Origin of the sequence: Pseudomonas sp. NPDC086251 (genome assembly GCF_044746405.1) — a bacterium.
Taxonomy (GTDB): Bacteria; Pseudomonadota; Gammaproteobacteria; order Pseudomonadales; family Pseudomonadaceae; genus Aquipseudomonas.
This window is the reverse complement of sequence record NZ_JBIVBY010000041.1, coordinates 24260-44940: the sequence shown is the minus strand read 5'-3', so window position 1 is coordinate 44940 and position 20681 is coordinate 24260. Positions and strand designations below refer to the sequence as shown.

Below are 20681 nucleotides of genomic sequence, written 5' to 3'. Positions count from 1 at the left end.
GTCAGGCCACCGCCCGGGACATGACGTACAGGCAATCGCGTACGGCACTCCGGTCTTCTTCGAGGGTGCGCAACTGCACGCCGGGCACCTCGGGGTGCGAGTCAATGCGCGCCGGGGCATGCAGGTAAACCGTCAACGGCCGTTCGCTGGTGGAGGCCTGCAATTGGCTTTCGCGGCCGATCAGCGCGGTCAGCGCGGCGTCGCTGTCGCTGCTGCCGACCGAACGCACCGACGTCCAGCGCCCTTCGCGAGCCAGCAACATCACGCTGCGCACGGGCTCGGCGACCACGAACAGGAAGTCGCCGGCCTCGAAGCTTTTATCGAAGTGGTTGTACGCCGCCATCAGGTATGGCTGCACCGACCGCAGGCGCAGGCCGCGCCCGGTGGCCAGCGTGCGCAGATGCGTCAGCAAGTCTTGCGGCAGCGCCGTGGCGACCCGGTCGTAACCGGCGGGTTCCGCCGACAGGACCATGCTCCAGGGTTGGCTCGGCACACCGTAAAGGTCTTCGAAGCACAGCCGGGCAAACCCGAGCAACTCATCGGGGCTGCTGATGTGTTCACTCCATGGCACCAGGCAAAATCGGCTGAAGTGACCGGAGATCACCACACTCAATTCGGCACCGGGACGGGTGTGTTCACCCAGTAAATGATCGAGGGTCTCCAGGGCCACGGCCCAGGCATGGAAGCCTTCGTCGATAAAGCCGACGCTGCCCAGCCACAGGGTTTCACTGCCCTGGCGCTGCCCCAGGCCGATACCGCTGGCGCCGAGCACGGCGACATAACGCTCACGAGATAAAAGTGACACGATTAATCTCCTCGAGTGTGGTCCGGCCTTCTTGCACCAGCTCCAGCGCCGACTCGCGCAACAGGCGCAAGCCACGGCTGCACGCCAGGGCCTTGATTTTCGAAATGGGTTGGCGCTCGACGATCATTTGCCGCAACTCGTCGTCCAGGTGCAGCAACTCGGCGATCGCGGTACGCCCGCGATAACCAGTGCCCCGGCAATGGCCGCAGCCCTTGCCGTGGACGAAGTGGTAGTGATCGACCTTCTGCGGATCAAGCCCGGAGAGGCGCAGTTCCTCATCGGTCGGGTAGCTCGGCGCGCTGCAACTGGCGCACACCAAACGGATCAAGCGTTGGGCCAGCACTGCATTGAGCGCGGAGACCAGGCTGTACGGGTCGATTTCCATCTGGGTGAAGCGGCCGATCACGTCGAACACGTTGTTGGCGTGGATGGTGGTGAACACCAGGTGGCCGGTGAGCGCCGACTGCACGGCGATTTGCGCGGTGTCGGGGTCACGGATTTCACCGACCATGATCTTGTCCGGGTCATGGCGCAGGATCGAGCGCAGGCCGCGCGCAAAGGTCAGGCCTTTTTTCTCGTTGACCGGGATTTGCAGCACGCCCGGCAGTTGGTATTCCACCGGGTCTTCAATGGTGATGATCTTTTCCACGCCGTGGTTGATCTCGGTGATCATCGCGTACAGCGTGGTGGTTTTGCCGCTACCGGTCGGGCCGGTCACCAACACCATGCCGTAGGGTTCGGCCGCCAGCCGGCGCAGATGGCGCAGGGTTTCGTCTTCGAAGCCCAGGGCTTGCAACTGCACGCCGCAGACCTTGTCCGCCAGGTCCTGTTTGTCGAGCACCCGCAACACCGCGTCTTCACCGAAAATGCTCGGCATGATCGACACCCGGAAGTCGATCTGCCGGCCACTGATGCCAATTTTGAAACGACCGTCCTGCGGCACACGTTTTTCGCCGATGTCCAGTTCGGCCATGACCTTGACCCGGGAAATCACCTGCTCGGCGAATTCGCTGCCCTGGATTTTGCTGATGTTGTTGAGGACGCCGTCGATCCGGTACTTGATCACCAGGCCGCTGCCGGTGGTGCCCAGATGGATGTCGCTGGCGTGCATTTTCAGCGCGTCGTAAAGGGTCGAGTTGACCAGTTTGACGACGACGCTGGCGTCTTCGCTGATGCTGGTCAGGGACAGGCTTTGCAGGGTATCGAGTTCGACGTTGATGTCGGCCTGGGCGTTGAGCGATTCCACCGCGTGGAAGCTCTCTTCGTGGCGCGCCAGATAAGCCTTCAGGTCATCGGCATGCACCAGGTACAGCGGCGCGCCGTGCAGGCAGTCATCGATCCAGGCCAGACGGGCCGTGTCGAACGGGTCGGCAAACACGCCGATGACCGCCTCGTCGTGCCGCAGCAGGATGAATTCGCGCTTGATGCATTGGGCCAGGGTGACCCGGTCGAACACCGGGGTGGCTTGAAACAGGCTGTCGGTGTCGAGCACCGGATAATGCAGGGTAGCGCCGAGGCACTGGATGAAAGGCATGGGGCCCAGTTCGCACAACACCCCGAGGGCTTCCAGTACCCGTTCGCCGGTACTGGCGGCCCGGGAGCGTGCCTGGGCCAGTTGCTCACTGGTAAATCGAGACGCTACACAGTCCAACAGCGCCGGTTCGACGGCAAGGGATAGACGGTCCATGGCATGCTCTCCAACGCCGGGGGCTTTGAGCCCTGTCGACGCGGCGAGCAATTACGGCGGTGCCGGAACGTCTCGTCGCGCCACTACTCCCCGGTGAGCAATTGTTCGTCGTCTGGTGCCTTGGAGGTCGATGAAGTTCGTCGACGATCCGCCAGCACCCAACTGCCGTCGTACAACTGCAGCGGGAAACTCTCGGTCCTGCTCTGGCGTCGTTCGACAAAACCTGCGGATGTGCTCATGCCTGCCTTGGGTTCGCGCTGCATGCCCAGAAGGTCGCAGACTGCTCGGGCCAATTCCGCCATTGGAAAGGGTTTGAACAGGATATGACTGACGCCCAGTTGCCGGGCCCGCTCACAGACTTCAGCGGTCGGGTGCCCTGTGATCAGTACAAAATGACAATTCCTGTTCTGGCGGACAGCATCGAGCACCTCAAAGCCTTCCATGTCGGGCAAGCGGTAATCGAACACCATCACATCGGGGGCAAACTTCTCGGCTTCACCGATACCCGTCGCCCCATCATGTGCAATCCGGACGTCCAACGCTTGCGCCTGAAGGTAATCCTTGAGGTTTTCGGCAAGGAGTTGTTCGTCTTCGACAACCAGTACTTTGTTTAACAAGGTCGACTCCTTGAACCACAGGTCCGATGTTCCAGCCCTGGGAGTACGCGCCTTACTGAGGCTAACGCACACTTCATGCCAGGCCGGGCGCCGGTTTTATTACCGTTGCACGTCTTTGATTTCCATGAAAAAACCATTTCGTCCAGATTCCCCGTCCCCCAAAGACGGGGGAAGCGTACGGAGAGGCTCTGAAGCTTTTCCCCACTATTGGGGGGGAACCTTCACTCATCGTCAATCCGTTCGATGCGATTGCTTGATCGCAGCTGCGCCAAGGCCTGTAGACGAGCCTTGAGCTGTTGCTGTCGGGCAAGATAAGTCCTGACCATTTCAAGCCCCTGCTCTTCTGAGACATTGGCCGCCTCCCAGTGGTTCTGCAAATAAATCAAATGCCAGCCAACGGCCGTGCGCACCGGTTCGCTGACGGCGCCCGGGGCCAGGGCAAAAGCGGCCGCCTCAAACTCCGGGTACATGCGCCCGCGAGGAAAGGCGCCCAGATCACCGCCCTCCGCGGCGGACGCGTCTTCGGAACCGGCCCGGGCCACGCTGGCAAAGTCCTGACCCTGACTGATTTTCACCCGCATCTCCTCTAAGCGTAGTCGCGCCGCCTCAACTGTGGCGGAATCGGCGCCCTGAGGCACTTTGACCAGGATGTGCCGGGCCTGGACTTCTTCGGGCCGGCTCATCTCGGCGCGGTGTTCAGCATAGAACGCGCGGACCTGTTTTTCGTCCGGGCCGGTGACCTTGGTCAGTTCGGCGAACACCTGCTGGGCCGCCAGCTCGCGACGGGTGTACTCGGCAAAACCGGCCTCGTCGAACCCGGCATCCTGCAGACGCCGGGCGAACACCTCGGCGCCGCCCATGGCCTGGCGGGTCTGATCGACCTGGCTTTGCACCGTGGCGTCACTGATCACCAGCCCGCGCTTGACGGCTTCCTGCCACAGCAATTCCTTGTCGATCAAGGCTGTCAGCGCCGCCTGCCGCAAATGCTTGTAGGCCTTGGGATTACGAATGCTGGCCACCGCCCGGCCCTGATCCTCCAGGTACTCGGCGAAGTAACGCTCGAGGCGAAACGCGGAGATTTCCTCACCATTGACCCGCGCGGCGGCCGGGCCATTATTGCAGAACGCCATGGGAACCCACATCGTCAGCAGGATCAGCAGCGTGTTGAGCTTCATCATCGACCTCCCATCAAGGTGCGGCGGCAATCGGTTTATAAGGGGCGACCAGGTAAAAACGCTGGCCGGGCAAGTCCACGGTGACGATATGCGCGCCACGCAAACCCAGGCGACGACCCGGCCCGAAGCTGATCAGCGGGGTCAGCCCGGTATCAAAGTCATGCAGGCCTTCCAGGGCACTGATCAGTTTTTCGCGGCTGGCATCGCGGCCGGCCTGCTTCATGCCTTCGCTGAGCAGCAGCATCGAACTGAACGCGCCGACTTGCAGCACCGCGTGTTCGCCGCCAAGGCCCTGGTGTTCGCGCAATTGGGTCAGGGCCAGGCGTCCGGCCAGCGTCCAGTCACTGGGCACGAACGGATACGCCAGGAATACCCGCTGGGAAAAACCACTGGGCACCTGAAACAGATCGCCTGCCACCTGGTTCGACGCGGCGAACAGGTAAGGCACCTGCCCCGCCCTCTGCAAACGTTCGGCGAGTTGACTGAAACCACCGCCGCTGCCCAGGTAAAACACCGACCGCGAGCCCAATGGCAGTTCGTCCTGCGCCGAGGCATAGGCTTTGAGGGTGACCTTCTGCCAGGCATGGTCCTGCAAGTACTGGCCGAGATTCTGCGCCGCCAGCCGTTGGCTCGGCTCGTCCGGGTAGGTGATCAGCGTCGGCCCCTGGAGCACGCGCAAACTGTCGGTGGCGTAATCGGCCAGGGCGATCAGTTGCTCGCGCAAGCCCGGCAGCGGTTCAAAAATCTGCCGACTGGACTGCGCCGAGCCCAGCAGCGACAGCGGTCCGATCAGGGGTATTCCGGCCCGTTCCAGGCGCGCGGCCAGGTCCGAGTCCAGTGCCGGTACCAGTGGCGCGATCAGGGCGAACACCTGTTCCTGCTCGATCAACCGGTCCAGCGCCTGCTCGGCACTGGCGCGATCGGGGCCGGGGTCGAGGATGGTCAGGCGTAATTGCCGGCCATGAATCCCGCCCGACTGGTTGATCCGCGCCACACTGCCGTTGAGCACCGCCGCCACCGTGGCGCCCTCCTCGGCCAACGGTCCCCGCGCCGGCAACAAGGTGCCCAGGTGCAGGCTGTCGGGGGTCAGGCCCGGGTCGCGCTCATCTGCTAAGCGCTTGAGGTAGGCCGTGAGGTTGCGCTGATCATTCATCGACAGCACGAATCGCGGCATCGCCGGGTCGAGCCGATTGTTGCCGGGGTCACGTCCTTCCTGAATCGCCCGCGCCAACGTGCCCTCGGTATAGGCCGGGTAACTGCGGCCGTTGATTTGCTGCTGGCCGTAGTGACTGGTCAGCCGCGACCAACTCAGATCCGGCGGTCGCACCCCGCCTTCGGGTCGCCCCAGGCCATCGGCGCCGTGGCAATTGGCGCAGGGCAGGCTGCTGGCCGGCAGCAGCATATCGGCCGCGCCGACCCGGGCCATGATCGGCTCACCACTCCCGGACAGCCCCTCGCGGTACAGCCGTTTGCCGGCGCTTTCGCTGGGGCTCAGCGGCAACGCCTGGGCGGTAAGGCTGATGCCACCGAGCAGGAACAGGACGAGGGCGAGTGCGCTTTTCATGGCGCGACTCAACGACCGACCACAGGCATTGTCAGCAACTGCAAGCGCTGGGCAATGGCGGCAGCCGGGGCATCGGGACGGATCTTGCTCCAGCGTTTATTGGCCACGTCCCCCACGATCAACTGCGTGGAATGCTGTTCGGGGCTGGGCACGATCTGGCCGATGCGCCCCAGTACGAGGTCCATCTGGGCCTTGTCGCCCGTAAGAAAAAGCCAGTGGGGCCCATTGACGCCCTGCTTCAAGGTGTAAGCCTTGAGCACCGCCGGGGTGTCCCGCAGCGGATCACTGGTAAGGGAGATGAAGGTAATGCCGTCGGCCTTGTCACCCAGCACCTCGCGAACTTCCTTGAGTTTGCGGGTGATCAGCGGGCAGGCATCGTTGCAACTAGTGAAAATCACGTTCAGCAGCACCACACGGTTTTGCAGCGCATCGCTATAGAAACGCAAGGTATTGCCGTCCTGGTCCTGCAACGGTGTGTCGGTGAACCAGGTTTTCGCATCGCGTGTACCTGTGGCCGGTTGTGCGGCGGTCACGGCGGGCGCGGAGAGTGCGTGCCCTTCGTGGGAAAACGCCATACAGCTGACAATACAAAAGCACATGGTCAGGAGGATCAAAAAGAGCGCTTTCATGGCTGTTGCTCCATGGCGATGGCGGTGTGTTTGGCGTGGGTGTTGCGCTGGCCACTGAGTTTCTCGACTTCACGGGTCAGCACGGCCGGGTCGGTGAAGCCGTAATAGCGGGTCCAGTGGCGACTGTTGCCGTCCCCCACCAGGATCAGTGGCTGATGGCTCTTGAAGTCGCCGCTGAAGGTGCCGAGGCCCTTGAGGGTTTCGTTGATCGATTGCGAGCTGCCGGTGAGCCAGCTCCAGCCCGGTCCCTTCTGGAAGTTGCGGGCGTAGTCGTTCAGGCGCTTGGCGTCATCGCGCTGCGGGTCGATGCTGATCGACACCAGTTGCACCTCACTGCCCACCCGTGCCCCAAGCTGTTTCTGCACCTTGCCCATGATCGACGACACCACCGGGCAGACCGTGGTGCAACTGGTGTAGATGAAACTCATCACCACAATCTTGTTGGTCACCAGATCTTTTTCCAGGCGCACCGCTTTGCCGTTCTGGTCCTCCAGCGTCACGTCGGCGAATTTGACCTGGGCGCTCTCCGAACGGGCGGCTTTGGCGGGCATGTCATGCCCGGCATGCTCATCCGCCGAGTGGGCCAGGGCTTGCCCGATACCGACAGCCAACAGGCAGAACGTCAGCAGTCCACGATGTGCAAATCGGTTCATGTCGAATTCCTCTTCAGTGGGCGTCGCCGGGCAGGACCCGAACGCTGGCAAAAGTCTGGTCGTCGAAACTCGCCCCCAGGGACGCCGCACGCACGTGCAGGTACCAGGCACCGCTCTGGTCGAGGGTCACCGGGGCTTCATAGATGCCGTTGCCGACATCCAGCGCGGCGACTTCCTGGGTCCGCGACGTCGGGGCGCGGAAGTAGCGCACCTGCACGTCCTTGACCCCGCTGCGCTGCGTCTTCTGTTTGCCCTGGACGATGCGAAAGCGCACGACATAAGGGCTGCCAAGGGTGGCGATGGAGCTGTCGAGCAGGAACTCCACTTTCGGTGCTCCAGCGTGCTGCACGCGTGTGGTGTCCGGTTCCACCAGCGTGGTGAAGCAATGGATGATGTTCGGTTGATTGAGCAGGAAGGCCACGTCGAAACGCCCGGCGGCCGGCAGCTTGATCCGCGCGCTGTACAGCCCCGGCTCGACTTCGCGCAGGCTGCGGTCGATGACCATCGCCGCGCGCGCCACTTGCCCGCGATTGGGGTAACCGGACATCGGCGCGTTCATGCCTTCGGCGTAGAAGTAGGTGGTGTTGTCCACCGGGTTGACCACGAACACCGCGTTGTCATCACGCGACACCGCCAGGCTCGATGCCAGCGGCAAATCGCCGGCCAGCCGTGGCGCCTGTGGCCCGGCCTCGAAACCCTGGCTGATTGGCGTGCGGCCCTCACCGAGCGACGACAGGTTGATCATCGTCACCTTGGCCGAGGCCAGGCCGCGCACGTAGGCGTAGGCCTTGGTGAACACCACTTGGTAGGGTTCGGCGGAGACGTCCAGTTGATGGATCAGTGAATCGGTGGCGGCGTCGATCACCGAGGCCTGGTTCTCCAGGGTATTCAGGACGATGCCGAAACGACCGTCGGCGCTGAATCCCATCGGGCCCAGGCCTTGTTTCATCTTGATCACCCGGCGCACGGCGAGGCTGGCGGTATCGACCACGGTCACTGTGCCGTCCTTGCCATCAGCCACGTACACCGCCTGGGACAGCGGCGAGTACGCCACCGACAACGGATGCGAGCCGGTCTTGAGTTGTTTGCTGAGGGTCAGGCTGGCGATATCGATGATGCTCAGGGTGCCGTCGTCGCGGTTGCTGACGAAAGCGTAACGGCTGTCTTTGCTGAAGGCGATTTCGTGGTGACCGGCACCGGTGGCCAGGTGTTTGAGGGTTTTCAGGCTGCGAGTGTCGATGACCGTGACCCCGGATTCGTCGGCGGTTTTCGCGTTGTTGCCGACCCACAGCAGACGTTCGTCCGGTTGCAAGGCCACGCGCACCGGGTTACTACCGGCGGCTACCGAGTCGATCACCTTGAACTGTTCGCTGTCGATCACCGCCACTTCCCCGGCCGTGGGCATCGAAACAAACACGCGTTTGTTGTCCCTCGGGGTGACCCAGTCCATCGGCGGTTGCTTGATGTCGATCCGCGCCATGGTGCTGGTGATACCGCCCACCGACACCGAAGGATCGACCACCGTGACGCTGGCATCGCGGTTCATCACCAGCAGGAAGTAGCTGTTGAGGTCGAGCAGCGGCCGCGCGCCGATGCTTGATTTGAGAAACACCCCGACCCGGGATTTGCAGCTGCGTTCGCGCCCTTGGGCCTGGTCGGCGGCGATGGTTTCCGGGTCGAGCCAGGCACCGGGTGCGACACCGGACAGTGGCTGGCCCGAAGCGCTGTCAGTGACCCGAAAACGCACGTCGGCGAAGCCCCCTTCGCGCAGCACGCCGTCCTCGGCCAGCGGCTTGACCTCAAGCGCCACCGACACCCCGTCGCGCTCCAGTTTCTGGCCGGTCCAGGTGTCTGGCAGCGCGATCTCGCTGAGCATGTCCGGCGGGGTCGTGCGCCATACCCCCAGCCAGATCAGCGCCAACCCGACAACCAGCGCACACCCGGCGATTTTGATGGTCCTGTTCATGTCGCATCTCCCCTTACAGATCCTTGTCTGCCTTTCCCCTTGTAGGAGCGAGGCTTGCCCGCGAAGGCGTCATCGGCCACACCTCCAACACCGAGGTGAACCCTTCGCGGGCAAGCCTCGCTCCTACAGGGGCGGTGTCGCCCCTTTCCGGCGGTTACGGCGCGGGGGCCGGTTCAGGTTCGTTGGTCACCCGCAGCAATCCCCACAGCCCGGCGGTGTTGCCGTAGGCGGCGTAATCACGGAACAGGTAGTCGCCGGGTATCGCATTGCTGCCCCCGGCGCTCGGGTGCATGAAGCTGAAGTGCGCCGCCGGCAGGATGCTTTCGTGGGCACCGATGTACATCGACATCGGGTTGTAGCCGAACCGCACCGAACCCACCCCCGGCGAACTCATCGGATACCCACCGGTATCGCTCTTCTCCGACTGGAACGGGTTGAGCGACCAGACGTGACCGTCAAGCTGGAAGGTCGTGCCACGGCTGCCACCGGTAGGCAACATGATGTGCGTGCGGAACGGTTGCCCCGGCTTCACATACAACACCGGCGTCTGCGGATCGCCGCCCACCAGCGCATTGCTGTACGCCATGTGCGCGTTAGGCACGTCGCCGTAACCATGACCATCGGCATGACCGAATGGCGCGTCCGGTGGCAGGCCGAAGCGGAACCACATCGGCTCGGTCTTGTAGTTGATGGCCATGCTCGAGTTGTCCTGCGGATCGGTCGGTACACCGGCCTCCGACGCAATACCTTCCACCGGACGACCATTGGCCCAGCGCATGTTCAACGCCTTCTGCCAGACCATCGCGAAGTCGCGGTAAGTGGTTTGCCCCGGCGCAGTCACCGTTGCCGTCACTTTGCGGGCATCGTCAACCCAGGTCGCGCCAATCGGCAGGATGCTCATCGCACCGCCAAGGCCTTTTTGTCCCTGCTTGATGACGTCCGCCGGGGTGAAGTTCAGCCCGCCGAACTCCACCGCCGTGGCGTTGATGTTGTCGACACTGCGGCCCAGTTGCGTGATCGGCTTGCCTTCACGCTCCAGGTGCCCGGCGTAGTACTGATAGGTACGCGTCGGGTACGCGCCGGTGTTGCCAACACGGGGCGGTACGGTCTGGATCGGGTTGGCGCCGACGTTGGTGCCGTCGGATTTGGTGATGTCGTACGCCAGCAGTTGCGCGTGCAGGCCAACGTGGCTGGACGGCCGCATCAGGTTATTGCTGAAGGTGGTCGAACCCTCGCTACCGTTGCGGTCACGCTTGACCATGCCCATCACCGAAGCCGTCTGGGTCAGGTCCGGCATGACGCTGGGCAGCCGGTTTTCCAGGGTGATGTTGATGCAGTCACCGGCCGCTGCACGCAGCACCAGCGGTTCGACGGGGACACCGGGTTTGAGCTTGCCGGTGATCGGATCGAGGTCAGCCTTGCGCACATAGAGGATCGCCGTCGGGTCATGCAGCGGCCCGCTTTGCCCGCCGATGGTGAAAGTCGTTCCATCCTCGGGATCATTCACCGTGACCTGAGGAATGCTCACGGGCCGCGAGTTGTACACCAAGGTCCCACCCGCCGCATTCAACGGCCCGCCGACGTGTTGCCCAAGCCCTGCCGGGTCGCCGATGGCCAGGCTCAACGGGTTGCCGAGGATGTCGTTGGCCAGCGCCGCGACCACTTCATAGTTGCGTTGCACGGTCGGACGGGTGCCGATGCCGTTCGGGTTGGCACCGATCCGCGGGCAGCTGCCGTCAAACGCCACCGTGTTGCGCATACCGGCCGGTTTCGCGTTGTTCGGCAGCGCGAACAGGTCGCTGCGCTGGGCCGTGTAGTTGCGCATCACGCCCCAGATTCCGCTCCAGTAACCTTCCAGGGACGCGTCCATCGAGTACAGATAATCACCCGTGGTCGCCGCCGAACTGGACAGCATCGAGACCGGCGCAATGAAGCCCATCTGTTCGGAGATCCCGATCATCTGCGACGAGCGCCAGCCAGAGTTGGAGCTGTTGCCGTAACCGGAACCGCTTTGCAGCCACTTCACGCCGTGCAGGGTCACGTTGTGCTCTTCTTCGTGACCGCCGGCGTGCACCCGCAACCGCACATTGTCACCGGTGTAGGTGCGCAGCATTGGGGTGAACGGGTCACCCGGCTCCGCGCCGCCCTTGTTGATGTGCGGCGGGAACAGCGTGGTGCCGCCGGTTGGGCCGGTCGCTGCAGTGACCAGGTTTGGCGCCAGGTTCATCGCCGGGATGGCGCGATCGGTGCGGCTTTGCATGGCGTACGCCAAGTCACCGCCGAGGCCGTCAGCCTGCATGCCGCGCTTGCCGTCCGGGCCGACCTTGTTCGGGTCGTACACCCGCAGGGCCAACGGTTCGTTGCGGTAGTTGACCACGAACATGCCAGGGTCATCGACCGAGATGGCTTGCGGGCATGGCCGGCTTGGGCAGCCGGGCGTCAGCCCGCCGCGGGCTTCGATCACCTGTTCAAGCAGCGTCTCGGCTTCCTTGCGCACTGGCGGGTTGATCGCGTAGCGGAAGCTGTCAGCGGTGGCCGGGAACGCTTGCGGGTTTGGCACGCCGTTCGGGCCAGCGCCCACGTACACACCGGCTTCATAGGCGTGCTGGAAGTCGCTGTATTCGAGGAAGAACTCACGGAAGCTGTCGTTCTTGCCGTCACCGTCCAGATCACCGGTAGAGACCACCGCTTGCCATGAAGTAGGCCCGCCGTCCTGCCGCGCGCCGCTGTACAACGGCTCGCCGGTTTCGGCGTGGAACCAGGTGGAACCGGCCGGTTCAGCCAGCACGGTGGCGTACAGGCCAATCTGCTGGTGAGTCGATGGGCCCAGGTGGTCGTGGGTAAAAATGGTCCCCAGGCCACGGTCGACACCTTTGGCGTTCACCACCGGATCGACAAACCAGCGCTGCATGGCCGTGCGCGCCCCGACCCAGTCGGCCCGGCCATATTGGCCGAAGAACGGGTGATTCTTGGCCTTCGGACAGGCCGGTGTGCCGTCACGCGGATCGGTGCCTTGGCACTGGTTGAACTCGCGAATGGCGTGGATGCGCTCTTGCACCGCGCCGGGGGAAAGCACGCCGTCCTCGTAGTTCCAGCCGTTGGCCGAACCGTCGGCCGCGGTCAGGTCCCATTTCGGCAGGTGAATATGCTGGCCGATCACGTCCGTCGGCGTGCGCACCTGATAGTCGTCCATCTCATAGGTGGCCGGCACCAGGTTGGTTTGCTGGTATTGCACGCAGTCGAACGTGTTCATGCGCATCACCAGCGGTTCTGGCGGACGCTGCTTGTTGATCACTGGCCAGGCGTCTTCCCACAGCGCCAGAATCCGCGCTTGCGGGAAGTGATAACCGACCTTGTTGTAGACCGCATCGAACTGAATGTTCGCGGCTTTGTAAATCCGTGGACGGTCGGCGGTGAAGGTCGAGGAACCGGTAAAGGACATGCCGTCGACCCGTTCGCCGCTGTTGAATTCGCCGGTGCCGGCACTGCTGGTCAGGCGTTTTTGCCGGTCGTCCATGCACGGTTCATAGTACGGCGCCCCAGCAATCGGTAAGGCGCCGTTGGTGCGGAAGTTGCGCGCCACCACTTGATTACCCGGCAGCACGGCGAAGCTTGGGTGGTCTTTTTTGGCGTGGAACGCCATGGCCGCCTGTTCGACTTCGGTGCCCTCTTCCGGCATATAAATCGGTTTGGCGCGGGTCACTTCCTTGGAGAAATCCAGGGACGTGGTGATAGTATTGGCCTGGCCACCGGCGGAGAAACCGTCCAGGGAGTGGCGCCCCAATCCGCCGTCCCAGCCACCGGACTGAGCCGGGTCGAGGTTCGCCCACAAGGCGTTGCCGCTGGTCTTCAAGGCCTGGGCCTTGGCGGCGTCGAGCATGTCCAGCGGCGGTGTTGGTGGACGTTGGCCGACCGAACTTTCCATGCCGCCGATCCAGAACGGATAGCCAGGGTTTTTCAGGCTGCCGTCAGCATTGCGGTTGGCTTCGCTGCGATCCACCAGGGCCAGCGAACCGATGGCTTGAGCACCGCCGTTGCCGCCATGATGTTCGCCGTCGTCGTCCTCCTCGTCATCGTCGTCATCACCACCGGCCACCAGGGTTTCGCCGATCTTCGGCACGACCGCAACCTTGCCGGGCATCGGCGCCATGGCTTTGCCCGGCAGCGGCACGACCGCAGGAATCGGCGTACCGGCAATGATCTCGCCATCGGGCAAGGCCCGGGCGCCCGCCGCCGGTTTACCGCTGCGCAACGCATAAGGTTCGCGGTGATAACCGTCGGCGCCCTGCTGCGACACCTCAAGTTTGGTGCCTTCTTCAAACACATCGTGCACCCGCCACATGCTCCACATGCCTTGGGCGAAGTGCGGGTAGAAGTGGCAGTGATAAATCGCATCGCCGGCGACGCGGTTGCGGTTGCCCGAACCACCGTTGGCGATTTCATAGGTGTAGCCGGCGCCCGGACCAATGCCTTGGGCGTCGACATAATCGGAGTTGTCATCGTTGGGGTTGAACAGCCACTGGTGCCCGTGCAAGTGGAAGATGTGTTGCTCATGGCCGTTGTGGGTGTTGCGGAATTTGACGAAGTCCCCGATGTAGCTGTGGTTGACGTTGGACGGCTCGGACGGGTACAGCGCCATGGTCGCCTTGACGCCGACCTGATCGGCCCTCGGTGTCTGGCCAGGAAGAATGCCTTCCAGACCGGCGTTGGCCGGCACGTCCACCAGCATTGCGACGTCGCCGACGGTGTGCGAGCTGAGGAAGAATTCTTCATAGGCGCAGGACAGGCAGTCGTGCATCGGCCCCACGCCCAAACGGTTGGCGACTACTTCGGCGCCCATGCCGCCGGAGCCGTAGTTGATCATGAACGAGTCGCGGGTCGGCTCCAGCACGTGGGCCATCACCGGGTCTGCAAAGTAGGCCGGGAATGCCTGGGTCGCGGCGGTTTCATCCTGGAATTGCGAGGCGAAATCGCGGAACGGTTCCAGCCGATTTGGCAGTGCCGGGTTGCGTTTGCCGATGGCTTCCAGCGGATAGGTCGACGGCGGGAAGCTGCCATCGGCGTTGCTGCCCATCACGATCGCGTCGCTCTCGCTGGAAATGATTTCATTGCCGTCGACCATGTTGATGATCGGCGTGCCGGCCTTGCCTTCGCGGATCCACGGCTCGCGCTGCGGGTAGCGCGCCTGGTAATCGACGATCGGCTGCCCGGCCGGCGTGCGGCCAGCGCTGGCCAGACGCATTTCCTCTTCGGTCACGGTGTTGCGATAGGTGCGGCCGCCCTTGGGCACCACCACCACTTCGCCGAAAAGGCCGTTGGCGACGTTGCCCGCATCCCCTTCACCGCCGAACGTCGCGCCACGGCTGCTGGCGGCAAACGCCCCTTCGCGCTCGGCGTACAAGGTATAGGAACGGGTGGCGCCCGGAGGGATCAAGGTATTGGCGTTGCGCCCGGTATAGGAGGCGATGTCGTCGATGCTGTTGACCGCCTGCATGCCGTTGACCTGGAAGCCGACATGGCGGTCGGTGACCTGCTCGTCGACCTTGAACTCGTCTTCGTTGCCGACGGCGACTTCACCTTCAATCTCACCTTCTTCCTCTTCCCCACTTTCGTGGCTGCCAGGGTTGGCCTGATACGCCAGCAGGTTCTGCAGGTTGATGGTCAGGCAATCTCCGGCGGCGACGCGCAGCACCAGCGGACGCGGACGCTTGTCGGGCCGCAGCGAGACTTTGCCCGGCACCGCCGCACCGCCCTGGGCCAGGGACATATTATGGTCATCGACCACATCGCGGCGCAGGGCGAACATCATGCCGTTGACGTTCTGCGCGCCGAGGCGGTTGAACATCAGCGGCTGGTCCAGTGCCACGACGTTAGCCACCAGATTACGCTCGCAGCGTGCCGCTGCCTCTGCCAGCTCCATGCCAACCATCGAAGCTACCAAGAGCAGGAATTGTAAAAGGGTCGGAGCGTAAGGTATGCCGGTCATGATCACGGGCCTCGCTGTGGGTGCTCACAGGAATAATTCTCGACAAATCCGCTAGAGCAATCCGCATGCCATAAATAATTCGGTTAATTTTCAATTAGTTACAGATATCACTTAACAACTCGGGGGATATTCCCCCACTTATTCCCCACTTTCCTGACCGCCGATAACGCCTATCCCGTAGCAACCCGTTCCCTGTGTAGCAGCTGTCGAGCCTGCGAGGCTGCGTTCGGCTGCGCAGCAGTCGTAGAATCAGCCAGCGCGGTGTTTCAGGTAGACCGCGTCATCAGGTTTCACGACGGCTGCGCCGCCGAACGCAGCCTCGCAGGCTCGACAGCTGCTACAGGATCGGGGCGGTCCTGGCGTGTTGCCCCACATGTGGGGAAATCCCCAATCACAGTGGCGCGTCCACGGCCAGGCCCTGCAAACGCCGGTATTGGCGCAGGACACTGGGCACATAACGCTGGGTTTCGGCGAACGGCGGGATCACCCCGCCACGGCTGAGCACCGCTTGCGGCCCGGCGTTGTAGGCCGCCACGGCGAGGCTGATGTCGTTGTCGAACATGGTCATCAGGCGCTTGAGATAACGGGCGCCGCCCTGGATGTTGGCCTTGGGGTCGTAGACATCGGCCACCCCCAATTCCCGTGCGGTGTCGGGCATCAATTGCATCAGCCCGCCCGCGCCTTTGGCTGACGTCGCGCCAGAGTTGTAGCGAGACTCGGCCTGGATCACCGCATGCAACAGCGCCGCCGGTAAGTGATTGGCCGTGGCCGCCGCCGAAACCAGCTCGGCATAGGGTTGCGCGGCGATCATCTGCGGTTGCTGATCGAGGCTGACCAGCGCCTTTTCGGGCTCATGAATCACCCGTTCATACGTGCGGCCGGGACGGTGGACATTGGACAAAACGTAGCTGCCCTTGGTGTCCACGGAAACGAACACATCGGCCTGAGCGACGCCGGTCAGCAGCAGCCAGCCGAGCAGTCCTGTGGTGAGTGTTTTCATTTTTTTGCCTCCCCTGACCGGCCCCGAAAAATGGGGGTATTGCCCCAATGGCCGGTAGTAAACCAGCCATACGCAAGCACTGTGCCGAAAGCCCGAAGGCCTGTATTTCAGGGGTTGCAGAAGGATGTCCGGGGGTGAGCATGGCAATTGCATAGGCCTTTATTGCGACCCTTCTGCCGACTCTGTGAGGTCATCATGAATCAGCGTGTGAATCGTGCCCCGCGTACCCAAAGCGGGTTCACCCTGCTCGAACTGTTGGTGGTGCTGGTGGTGCTGGGGCTGTTGGCCGGCATCGTCGCGCCGAAGTATTTCGCCCAACTGGGCCGCTCCGAAGTGAAGGTGGCCAAGGCGCAAATCGAAGGCCTGGGCAAGGCGCTGGATTTGTACCGTCTGGAGGTCGGCCATTACCCGTCGACCGAACAGGGCTTGCAGGCGCTGGTCACCGCGCCCAGCGATGAAACCAAATGGACCGGCCCTTACCTGCAGAAGAAACTGCCGCAGGATCCGTGGGGCCGTAACTACACCTATCGCTACCCCGGCGAAAACGGCGAGTACGACCTGCTGTCCATGGGCAAGGACGGCCAACCCGGCGGCGAAGGCGAGAACGCCGAAGTCACCAGTTGGCAATGACAGGAGTGGCGACCATGCGCTTTCATCTCAAGGCTGTGGGCAAGGCCGGTGTGGTGTCGATGACCGTCGAGGCGCCCGGCCACAGCGAAGCCCGGCGCATCGTCGAAGACCAGGGCCTGCGGGTGGTCAGCCTGCACGCCGAGCGGCACTGGCGAGCATTGCGCCTGCAAAAGCGCGAGACCTTCAACCTGGTGTTGTTCAGCCAGGAACTGACCACGCTGCTCAACGCCGGCCTGCCGTTGATCGATGCGCTGGAAAGCCTGGCGGAAAAGGAAAATGCGCCACAGGCGCGTAAAACCTTGAGCGAACTGGTGCGCCTGCTGTACGAGGGCAAATCGTTCTCCCAGGCGTTGGCCCAGTTGTCGGCGGTATTCCCGCCGCTCTACGTGGCGCTGGTCCAGTCCAGCGAGAAAACCGGTGCCGTGGGCGATGCCTTGGGCCGCTATGTCAGCTATCGCCAGCGCATGGACGAGGTTCGGCAAAAAATCGTCAGCGCATCGATCTACCCCTTGCTGTTGCTGGTGGTGGGCGGTGGCGTGGTGTTGTTTCTGATGGGCTACGTCGTGCCGCGCTTCAGCCTGGTGTTCGAAGGGCTGGGGTCGAACCTGCCGTGGTTGTCGCAAATCCTGATGAGCAGCGGGATGTTTCTGCACGCGCATCAGGCTGAATTCTTCGGCACGTTTGCGGCCATCATCGTCGCCCTCGGCTTCCTCCAGCGGCAACCGGCCTTTCGTCGAGGCGTGGACCGGGTGATCGAAAAACTCCCGGCGGTTCATCAACGCATCTTCATGTACGAACTCGCGCGTTTTTATCGCTCCCTGGGGATTCTGCTGCAAGGCGGCATCCCGCTCGTCACCGCCATGGGCATGGTCCGCGGCCTGCTCACCGTCGCCTCCCGTGCACGCCTGGACCAGGCTTGCGAACGGGTGCGCGAAGGTCAATCGCTGTCCACCTCGCTGGAACTCAATCACCTGGTGACGCCGGTGTCCCTGCGTTTGCTGCGTGCCGGCGAACAGTCCGGCAACCTCGGACAGATGATGGAGCGCAGCGCCGACTTCTACGACGAAGAAATCAGCCGCTGGATCGAATGGTTCGTGCGGCTGTTCGAACCGCTGCTCATGACCTTCATCGGCCTGCTGATAGGGGTCATCGTGATCCTGATGTACATCCCGATTTTCGAGTTGGCCTCCAGCATTCACTGACCCGGAACAGGGTCGCCCTGCACGATGCAATGCCTATTTTCGTTGCAACCGAATAAATCCGTTCGTTGCGGTGTTTACCAACGTTCCAACTGAATTTATGAATGCAGCACGTTGCATTGTTCATCAACGTTCCAATCTGAATAAGAAGACGGAGAACGACATGCACATCAACAAGCTTTTACTGGCAGTCGCTATTGGCGCAGTCTTGTCGGCGTCTACCGTATTGATACCGGACAGCCTGTCCGGTGTTTCGAGTGCTCAGGCCAAGGATGGTGGGGGTGGCGGAGGTTCTGGTGGCGGCGGCGGGGGCGGCTCCGGTGGTGGAGGCGGTGGTGGCGGCAATGGCGGTGGCGGAGGCGGTTCTGGCGGTGGTGGCGGCGGCGGCGGCGGCGGCGGTGGAAACGGTGGCGGCGGCAATGGTGGCGGTCACGGTGGAAACGGCGGCGGCAGCAGCGGCAGTGGTCACGGTGGAAGCGGCAGTGGCGGCAACAGTGGCAATGGCGGCAACGCCGGCAGCGGTCACAGTGGCAGCGACCATGGTTCGGGGCATTCCGGCAACACCGCTTCATCCTCCGGGCGCAGTGGCACCCACGCCGAACCGGGTGACGATCACGGGGTCCATCAAGCAGGCGAAGTCGGCCACAATCGCGGCGTTCATCACGCCGGTGAAATCGGCGACGACCACGGCGTGCATCGCGCCGGCGAAATCGGTGACGACCACGGCGTACATCGCGCCGGCGAAATCGGCGATGACCACGGCGTGCATCGCGCCGGCGAAATCGGCGACGACCACGGCGTGCATGTCGGTGGCGAGCCTGGCGACGACAAACGGACCTGACAACCGCTGATGGTCAATCAACCCACAAAACCCTGTGGGAGCGGGCTTGCTCGCGAAAGCGGAGTGTCAGATGACATCAATGTCGACTGACCCACTGCCTTCGCGAGCAAGCCCGCTCCCACATTAAATCGCGTGGATGTCACAGGCAGCCGATCTACAAAACGTCCTCCGTCTGATCCAGCCGCTCGCGCAAAAACTCGATCAACGCCTGCACCGGTCGCGAACGCTGACGGTGCTGCGGATACACCGCCGATAGCGTCAGTGGCTCAGGCCGAAACTCATCCAGCACCGGCACCAGCCGCCCGTCCTTCAACGCCGCACCGACAATGAACGTCGGCAAGTAAGTAATCCCCATCCCGGCAATGGCCGCGTCCCTGAGCAACTCCCCGTTGTTGACTCGCATCCGCCCGGTGACGTTAACCGTCAACGGCTTGCCCGATCCTTCGAAACGCCATTGCACTTGCCGCCCGTGGCCATAAGGCAGGCAGTCATGCGCGTGCAAATCTTCGGGTTTGAGCGGCGTACCGCGTTCAGCCAGGTAAGCCGGACTCGCGCAGTACACCCGCTGAATGGAGGCGATGCGGCGCGCAATCAGTGTCGAGTCTTCCAGAATGCCAATGCGCAACGCCAGGTCGTAGCCCTCGCCGAGCAAGTCCACCGGGCGATCGCTCAAATCCACTTCCACTGTGACATCGCGATAACGCTGCAAGAACACCGGCAACAGAAGCCCCAGATGCGCCAGCGCAAACGACAACGGCGCGCTCACACGAACGGTCCCGCGCGGTTCGGTGGTCTGGCCGGCGATGCCCTGCTCCACTTGCTCGACTTCACTGAGCAGGCGCAAGGCCGACTCGTAATAACTCTGCCCCAGCGGCGTCACGTCCAGGCGCCGGGTCGAGCGATTGAGCAGCCGCACGCCCAGGCGCTCTTCCAGCTGCATCAGCCGTCGGCTGACGAATTGCTTGGACAGACCCAGTTGATCGGCCGCTGCGGTGAAGCTGCCAGAGTCCATGACCTGGCAAAACATGCGCATATCTTCGAACGGATTCATTGTCACGCCCTGACTGACAGTCAGAGCCTTTATAGCCGCTTTCTCCCTTCCCGACACCCTATTAACGGATATCAGCGCGCCTGTAGGAGCGAGCTTGCTCGCGATGGACGTTAACGATAACGCGTGTTGGCTGGATAAACGCGTCGCCTTCAGGTCCATCGCGAGCAAGCTCGCTCCTACAGGGATCAGTGTTTTTACTTGGAGGTGAGCACCGAATAGCTGTTCATCAGGTTGCGGTAGTTGGGAATGCGCGGCGACAGCAGGTTCGCCAGGCCTTCCATGTCGTTGCGCCAGTCGCCTTGCAGCTCACACGCCACCGAGAACCAGTTCACCAGTTGTGCGCCGGCTGCCGCCATGCGTGCCCAGGCTGCCTGCTGCACGGTTTCGTTGAAAGTACCCGACGCATCGGTCACCACGAACACTTCAAAACCTTCCGCCAACGCCGACAGTGTCGGGAAGGTCACGCACACGTCGGTCACCACACCCGCGATGATCAGTTGCTTACGGCCCGTGGCTTTAACCGCTTTGACGAAATCTTCGTTGTCCCAGGCGTTGATCTGGCCTGGACGCGGGATGTATGGCGCGTCCGGGAACTGCTCTTTGAGCTCTGGCACCATCGGGCCGTTCGGGCCGTTTTCGAAGCTGGTGGTAAGGATGGTCGGCAGCTTGAAGAACTTGGCCACGTCGCCCAGGGCCAGCACGTTGTTCTTGAATTCGTTGGGCGAGAAGTCCTGCACCAGTGAGATCAGGCCGGTCTGGTGGTCGACCAGCAGCACAACGGCGTCATCTTTGTTCAGGCGTTTGTACGGAACGTTGCTCATGTGAAACTCCTCGATGGATGGATGTCGCTTAAGGCGCCGGCACACTGGACCGGCGCT

15 protein-coding genes are annotated in these 20681 nt (G+C 62.8%); 3 read left to right on the top strand and 12 right to left on the bottom strand.

The features are described 5' to 3' along the window. Position 1: 1 nt before the first annotated feature. The 10 genes from ACIPL2_RS31055 to ACIPL2_RS31010 all read right to left on the bottom strand — a co-directional run bounded on the left by ACIPL2_RS31055 (position 2) and on the right by ACIPL2_RS31010 (position 16082). A complete protein-coding gene (locus ACIPL2_RS31055; RefSeq protein WP_401363472.1) occupies positions 2 to 805 on the bottom strand; it encodes a hypothetical protein in 804 nt (267 codons plus the stop codon). Next, positions 786 to 2492 carry a GspE/PulE family protein gene (locus ACIPL2_RS31050; protein WP_401363470.1) on the bottom strand — a complete coding sequence of 569 codons (1707 nt, stop codon included), beginning with the start codon at positions 2490 to 2492 and terminating at the stop codon, positions 786 to 788. The genes ACIPL2_RS31055 and ACIPL2_RS31050 overlap by 20 nt, the downstream gene beginning before the upstream one ends. Before the next feature lie 83 nt (positions 2493 to 2575). Further along, entirely contained in the window at positions 2576 to 3109 is a 534-nt protein-coding gene (locus ACIPL2_RS31045; RefSeq protein WP_401363468.1) for a response regulator, read from the bottom strand. A 221-nt stretch (positions 3110 to 3330) separates the two neighbouring features. Then, positions 3331 to 4284: a peptidylprolyl isomerase gene (locus tag ACIPL2_RS31040; protein ID WP_401363466.1), complete on the bottom strand. Its 954-nt coding sequence runs from the start codon at positions 4282 to 4284 to the stop codon at positions 3331 to 3333. Positions 4285 to 4297: 13 nt separating this feature from the next. Beyond that, positions 4298 to 5848, bottom strand: a complete 1551-nt coding sequence (locus tag ACIPL2_RS31035; RefSeq protein ID WP_401363464.1) for an ABC transporter substrate-binding protein — start codon at positions 5846 to 5848, stop codon at positions 4298 to 4300. 8 nt (positions 5849 to 5856) lie between these two features. Beyond that, on the bottom strand, positions 5857 to 6477 hold the full coding sequence (locus ACIPL2_RS31030) for an SCO family protein (RefSeq protein WP_401363462.1): 621 nt from the start codon (positions 6475 to 6477) through the stop codon (positions 5857 to 5859). Next, complete coding sequence (locus tag ACIPL2_RS31025) at positions 6474 to 7130, bottom strand: SCO family protein (protein WP_401363460.1); 657 nt, start codon at positions 7128 to 7130, stop codon at positions 6474 to 6476. Before ACIPL2_RS31025 ends, ACIPL2_RS31030 begins: the two co-directional genes overlap by 4 nt. Before the next feature lie 13 nt (positions 7131 to 7143). After that, positions 7144 to 9096 (bottom strand): YncE family protein, encoded by a 1953-nt coding sequence (locus ACIPL2_RS31020; RefSeq protein ID WP_401363457.1) that lies wholly within the window; start codon positions 9094 to 9096, stop codon positions 7144 to 7146. 154 nt (positions 9097 to 9250) lie between these two features. Next, entirely contained in the window at positions 9251 to 15082 is a 5832-nt protein-coding gene (mnxG, locus tag ACIPL2_RS31015; RefSeq protein ID WP_401363454.1) for a manganese-oxidizing multicopper oxidase MnxG, read from the bottom strand. Positions 15083 to 15473: 391 nt separating this feature from the next. Next, on the bottom strand, positions 15474 to 16082 hold the full coding sequence (locus ACIPL2_RS31010) for a lytic transglycosylase domain-containing protein (protein WP_401363451.1): 609 nt from the start codon (positions 16080 to 16082) through the stop codon (positions 15474 to 15476). 195 nt (positions 16083 to 16277) lie between these two features. Here ACIPL2_RS31010 and gspG point away from each other — a divergent pair, with 195 nt between their 5' ends. The 3 genes from gspG to ACIPL2_RS30995 all read left to right on the top strand — a co-directional run bounded on the left by gspG (position 16278) and on the right by ACIPL2_RS30995 (position 18752). Continuing rightward, positions 16278 to 16712 (top strand): type II secretion system major pseudopilin GspG, encoded by a 435-nt coding sequence (gene gspG, locus ACIPL2_RS31005; RefSeq protein ID WP_401363449.1) that lies wholly within the window; start codon positions 16278 to 16280, stop codon positions 16710 to 16712. 14 nt (positions 16713 to 16726) lie between these two features. Further along, positions 16727 to 17914 carry a type II secretion system F family protein gene (locus tag ACIPL2_RS31000; protein ID WP_401363446.1) on the top strand — a complete coding sequence of 396 codons (1188 nt, stop codon included), beginning with the start codon at positions 16727 to 16729 and terminating at the stop codon, positions 17912 to 17914. 160 nt (positions 17915 to 18074) lie between these two features. Beyond that, complete coding sequence (locus tag ACIPL2_RS30995) at positions 18075 to 18752, top strand: hypothetical protein (protein ID WP_401363443.1); 678 nt, start codon at positions 18075 to 18077, stop codon at positions 18750 to 18752. A gap of 154 nt (positions 18753 to 18906) precedes the next feature. On the opposite strand, the gene ACIPL2_RS30990 is transcribed toward ACIPL2_RS30995, so the two are convergent. Together ACIPL2_RS30990 and ycaC are read right to left on the bottom strand one after the other, a co-directional pair. Continuing rightward, positions 18907 to 19803, bottom strand: coding sequence for a LysR family transcriptional regulator (locus ACIPL2_RS30990; protein ID WP_401363440.1), 897 nt, complete (start codon positions 19801 to 19803; stop codon positions 18907 to 18909). Positions 19804 to 19997: 194 nt separating this feature from the next. Continuing rightward, positions 19998 to 20624 (bottom strand): isochorismate family cysteine hydrolase YcaC, encoded by a 627-nt coding sequence (gene ycaC / locus ACIPL2_RS30985; RefSeq protein ID WP_008032694.1) that lies wholly within the window; start codon positions 20622 to 20624, stop codon positions 19998 to 20000. Positions 20625 to 20681: the final 57 nt, after the last annotated feature.

Coding starts and splice junctions, on each gene's coding strand:
- ACIPL2_RS31050 (WP_401363470.1), bottom strand. CDS start 2,492: ATGGACCGTCTATCCCTTGCCGTCGAACCGGCGCTGTTGGACTGTGTA.
- ycaC (WP_008032694.1), bottom strand. CDS start 20,624: ATGAGCAACGTTCCGTACAAACGCCTGAACAAAGATGACGCCGTTGTG.
- ACIPL2_RS31030 (WP_401363462.1), bottom strand. CDS start 6,477: ATGAAAGCGCTCTTTTTGATCCTCCTGACCATGTGCTTTTGTATTGTC.
- ACIPL2_RS31000 (WP_401363446.1), top strand. CDS start 16,727: ATGCGCTTTCATCTCAAGGCTGTGGGCAAGGCCGGTGTGGTGTCGATG.
- mnxG (WP_401363454.1), bottom strand. CDS start 15,082: ATGACCGGCATACCTTACGCTCCGACCCTTTTACAATTCCTGCTCTTG.
- ACIPL2_RS31040 (WP_401363466.1), bottom strand. CDS start 4,284: ATGAAGCTCAACACGCTGCTGATCCTGCTGACGATGTGGGTTCCCATG.
- ACIPL2_RS31035 (WP_401363464.1), bottom strand. CDS start 5,848: ATGAAAAGCGCACTCGCCCTCGTCCTGTTCCTGCTCGGTGGCATCAGC.
- gspG (WP_401363449.1), top strand. CDS start 16,278: ATGAATCAGCGTGTGAATCGTGCCCCGCGTACCCAAAGCGGGTTCACC.
- ACIPL2_RS30990 (WP_401363440.1), bottom strand. CDS start 19,803: ATGAATCCGTTCGAAGATATGCGCATGTTTTGCCAGGTCATGGACTCT.
- ACIPL2_RS31025 (WP_401363460.1), bottom strand. CDS start 7,130: ATGAACCGATTTGCACATCGTGGACTGCTGACGTTCTGCCTGTTGGCT.
- ACIPL2_RS31020 (WP_401363457.1), bottom strand. CDS start 9,096: ATGAACAGGACCATCAAAATCGCCGGGTGTGCGCTGGTTGTCGGGTTG.
- ACIPL2_RS30995 (WP_401363443.1), top strand. CDS start 18,075: ATGCACATCAACAAGCTTTTACTGGCAGTCGCTATTGGCGCAGTCTTG.
- ACIPL2_RS31010 (WP_401363451.1), bottom strand. CDS start 16,082: ATGAAAACACTCACCACAGGACTGCTCGGCTGGCTGCTGCTGACCGGC.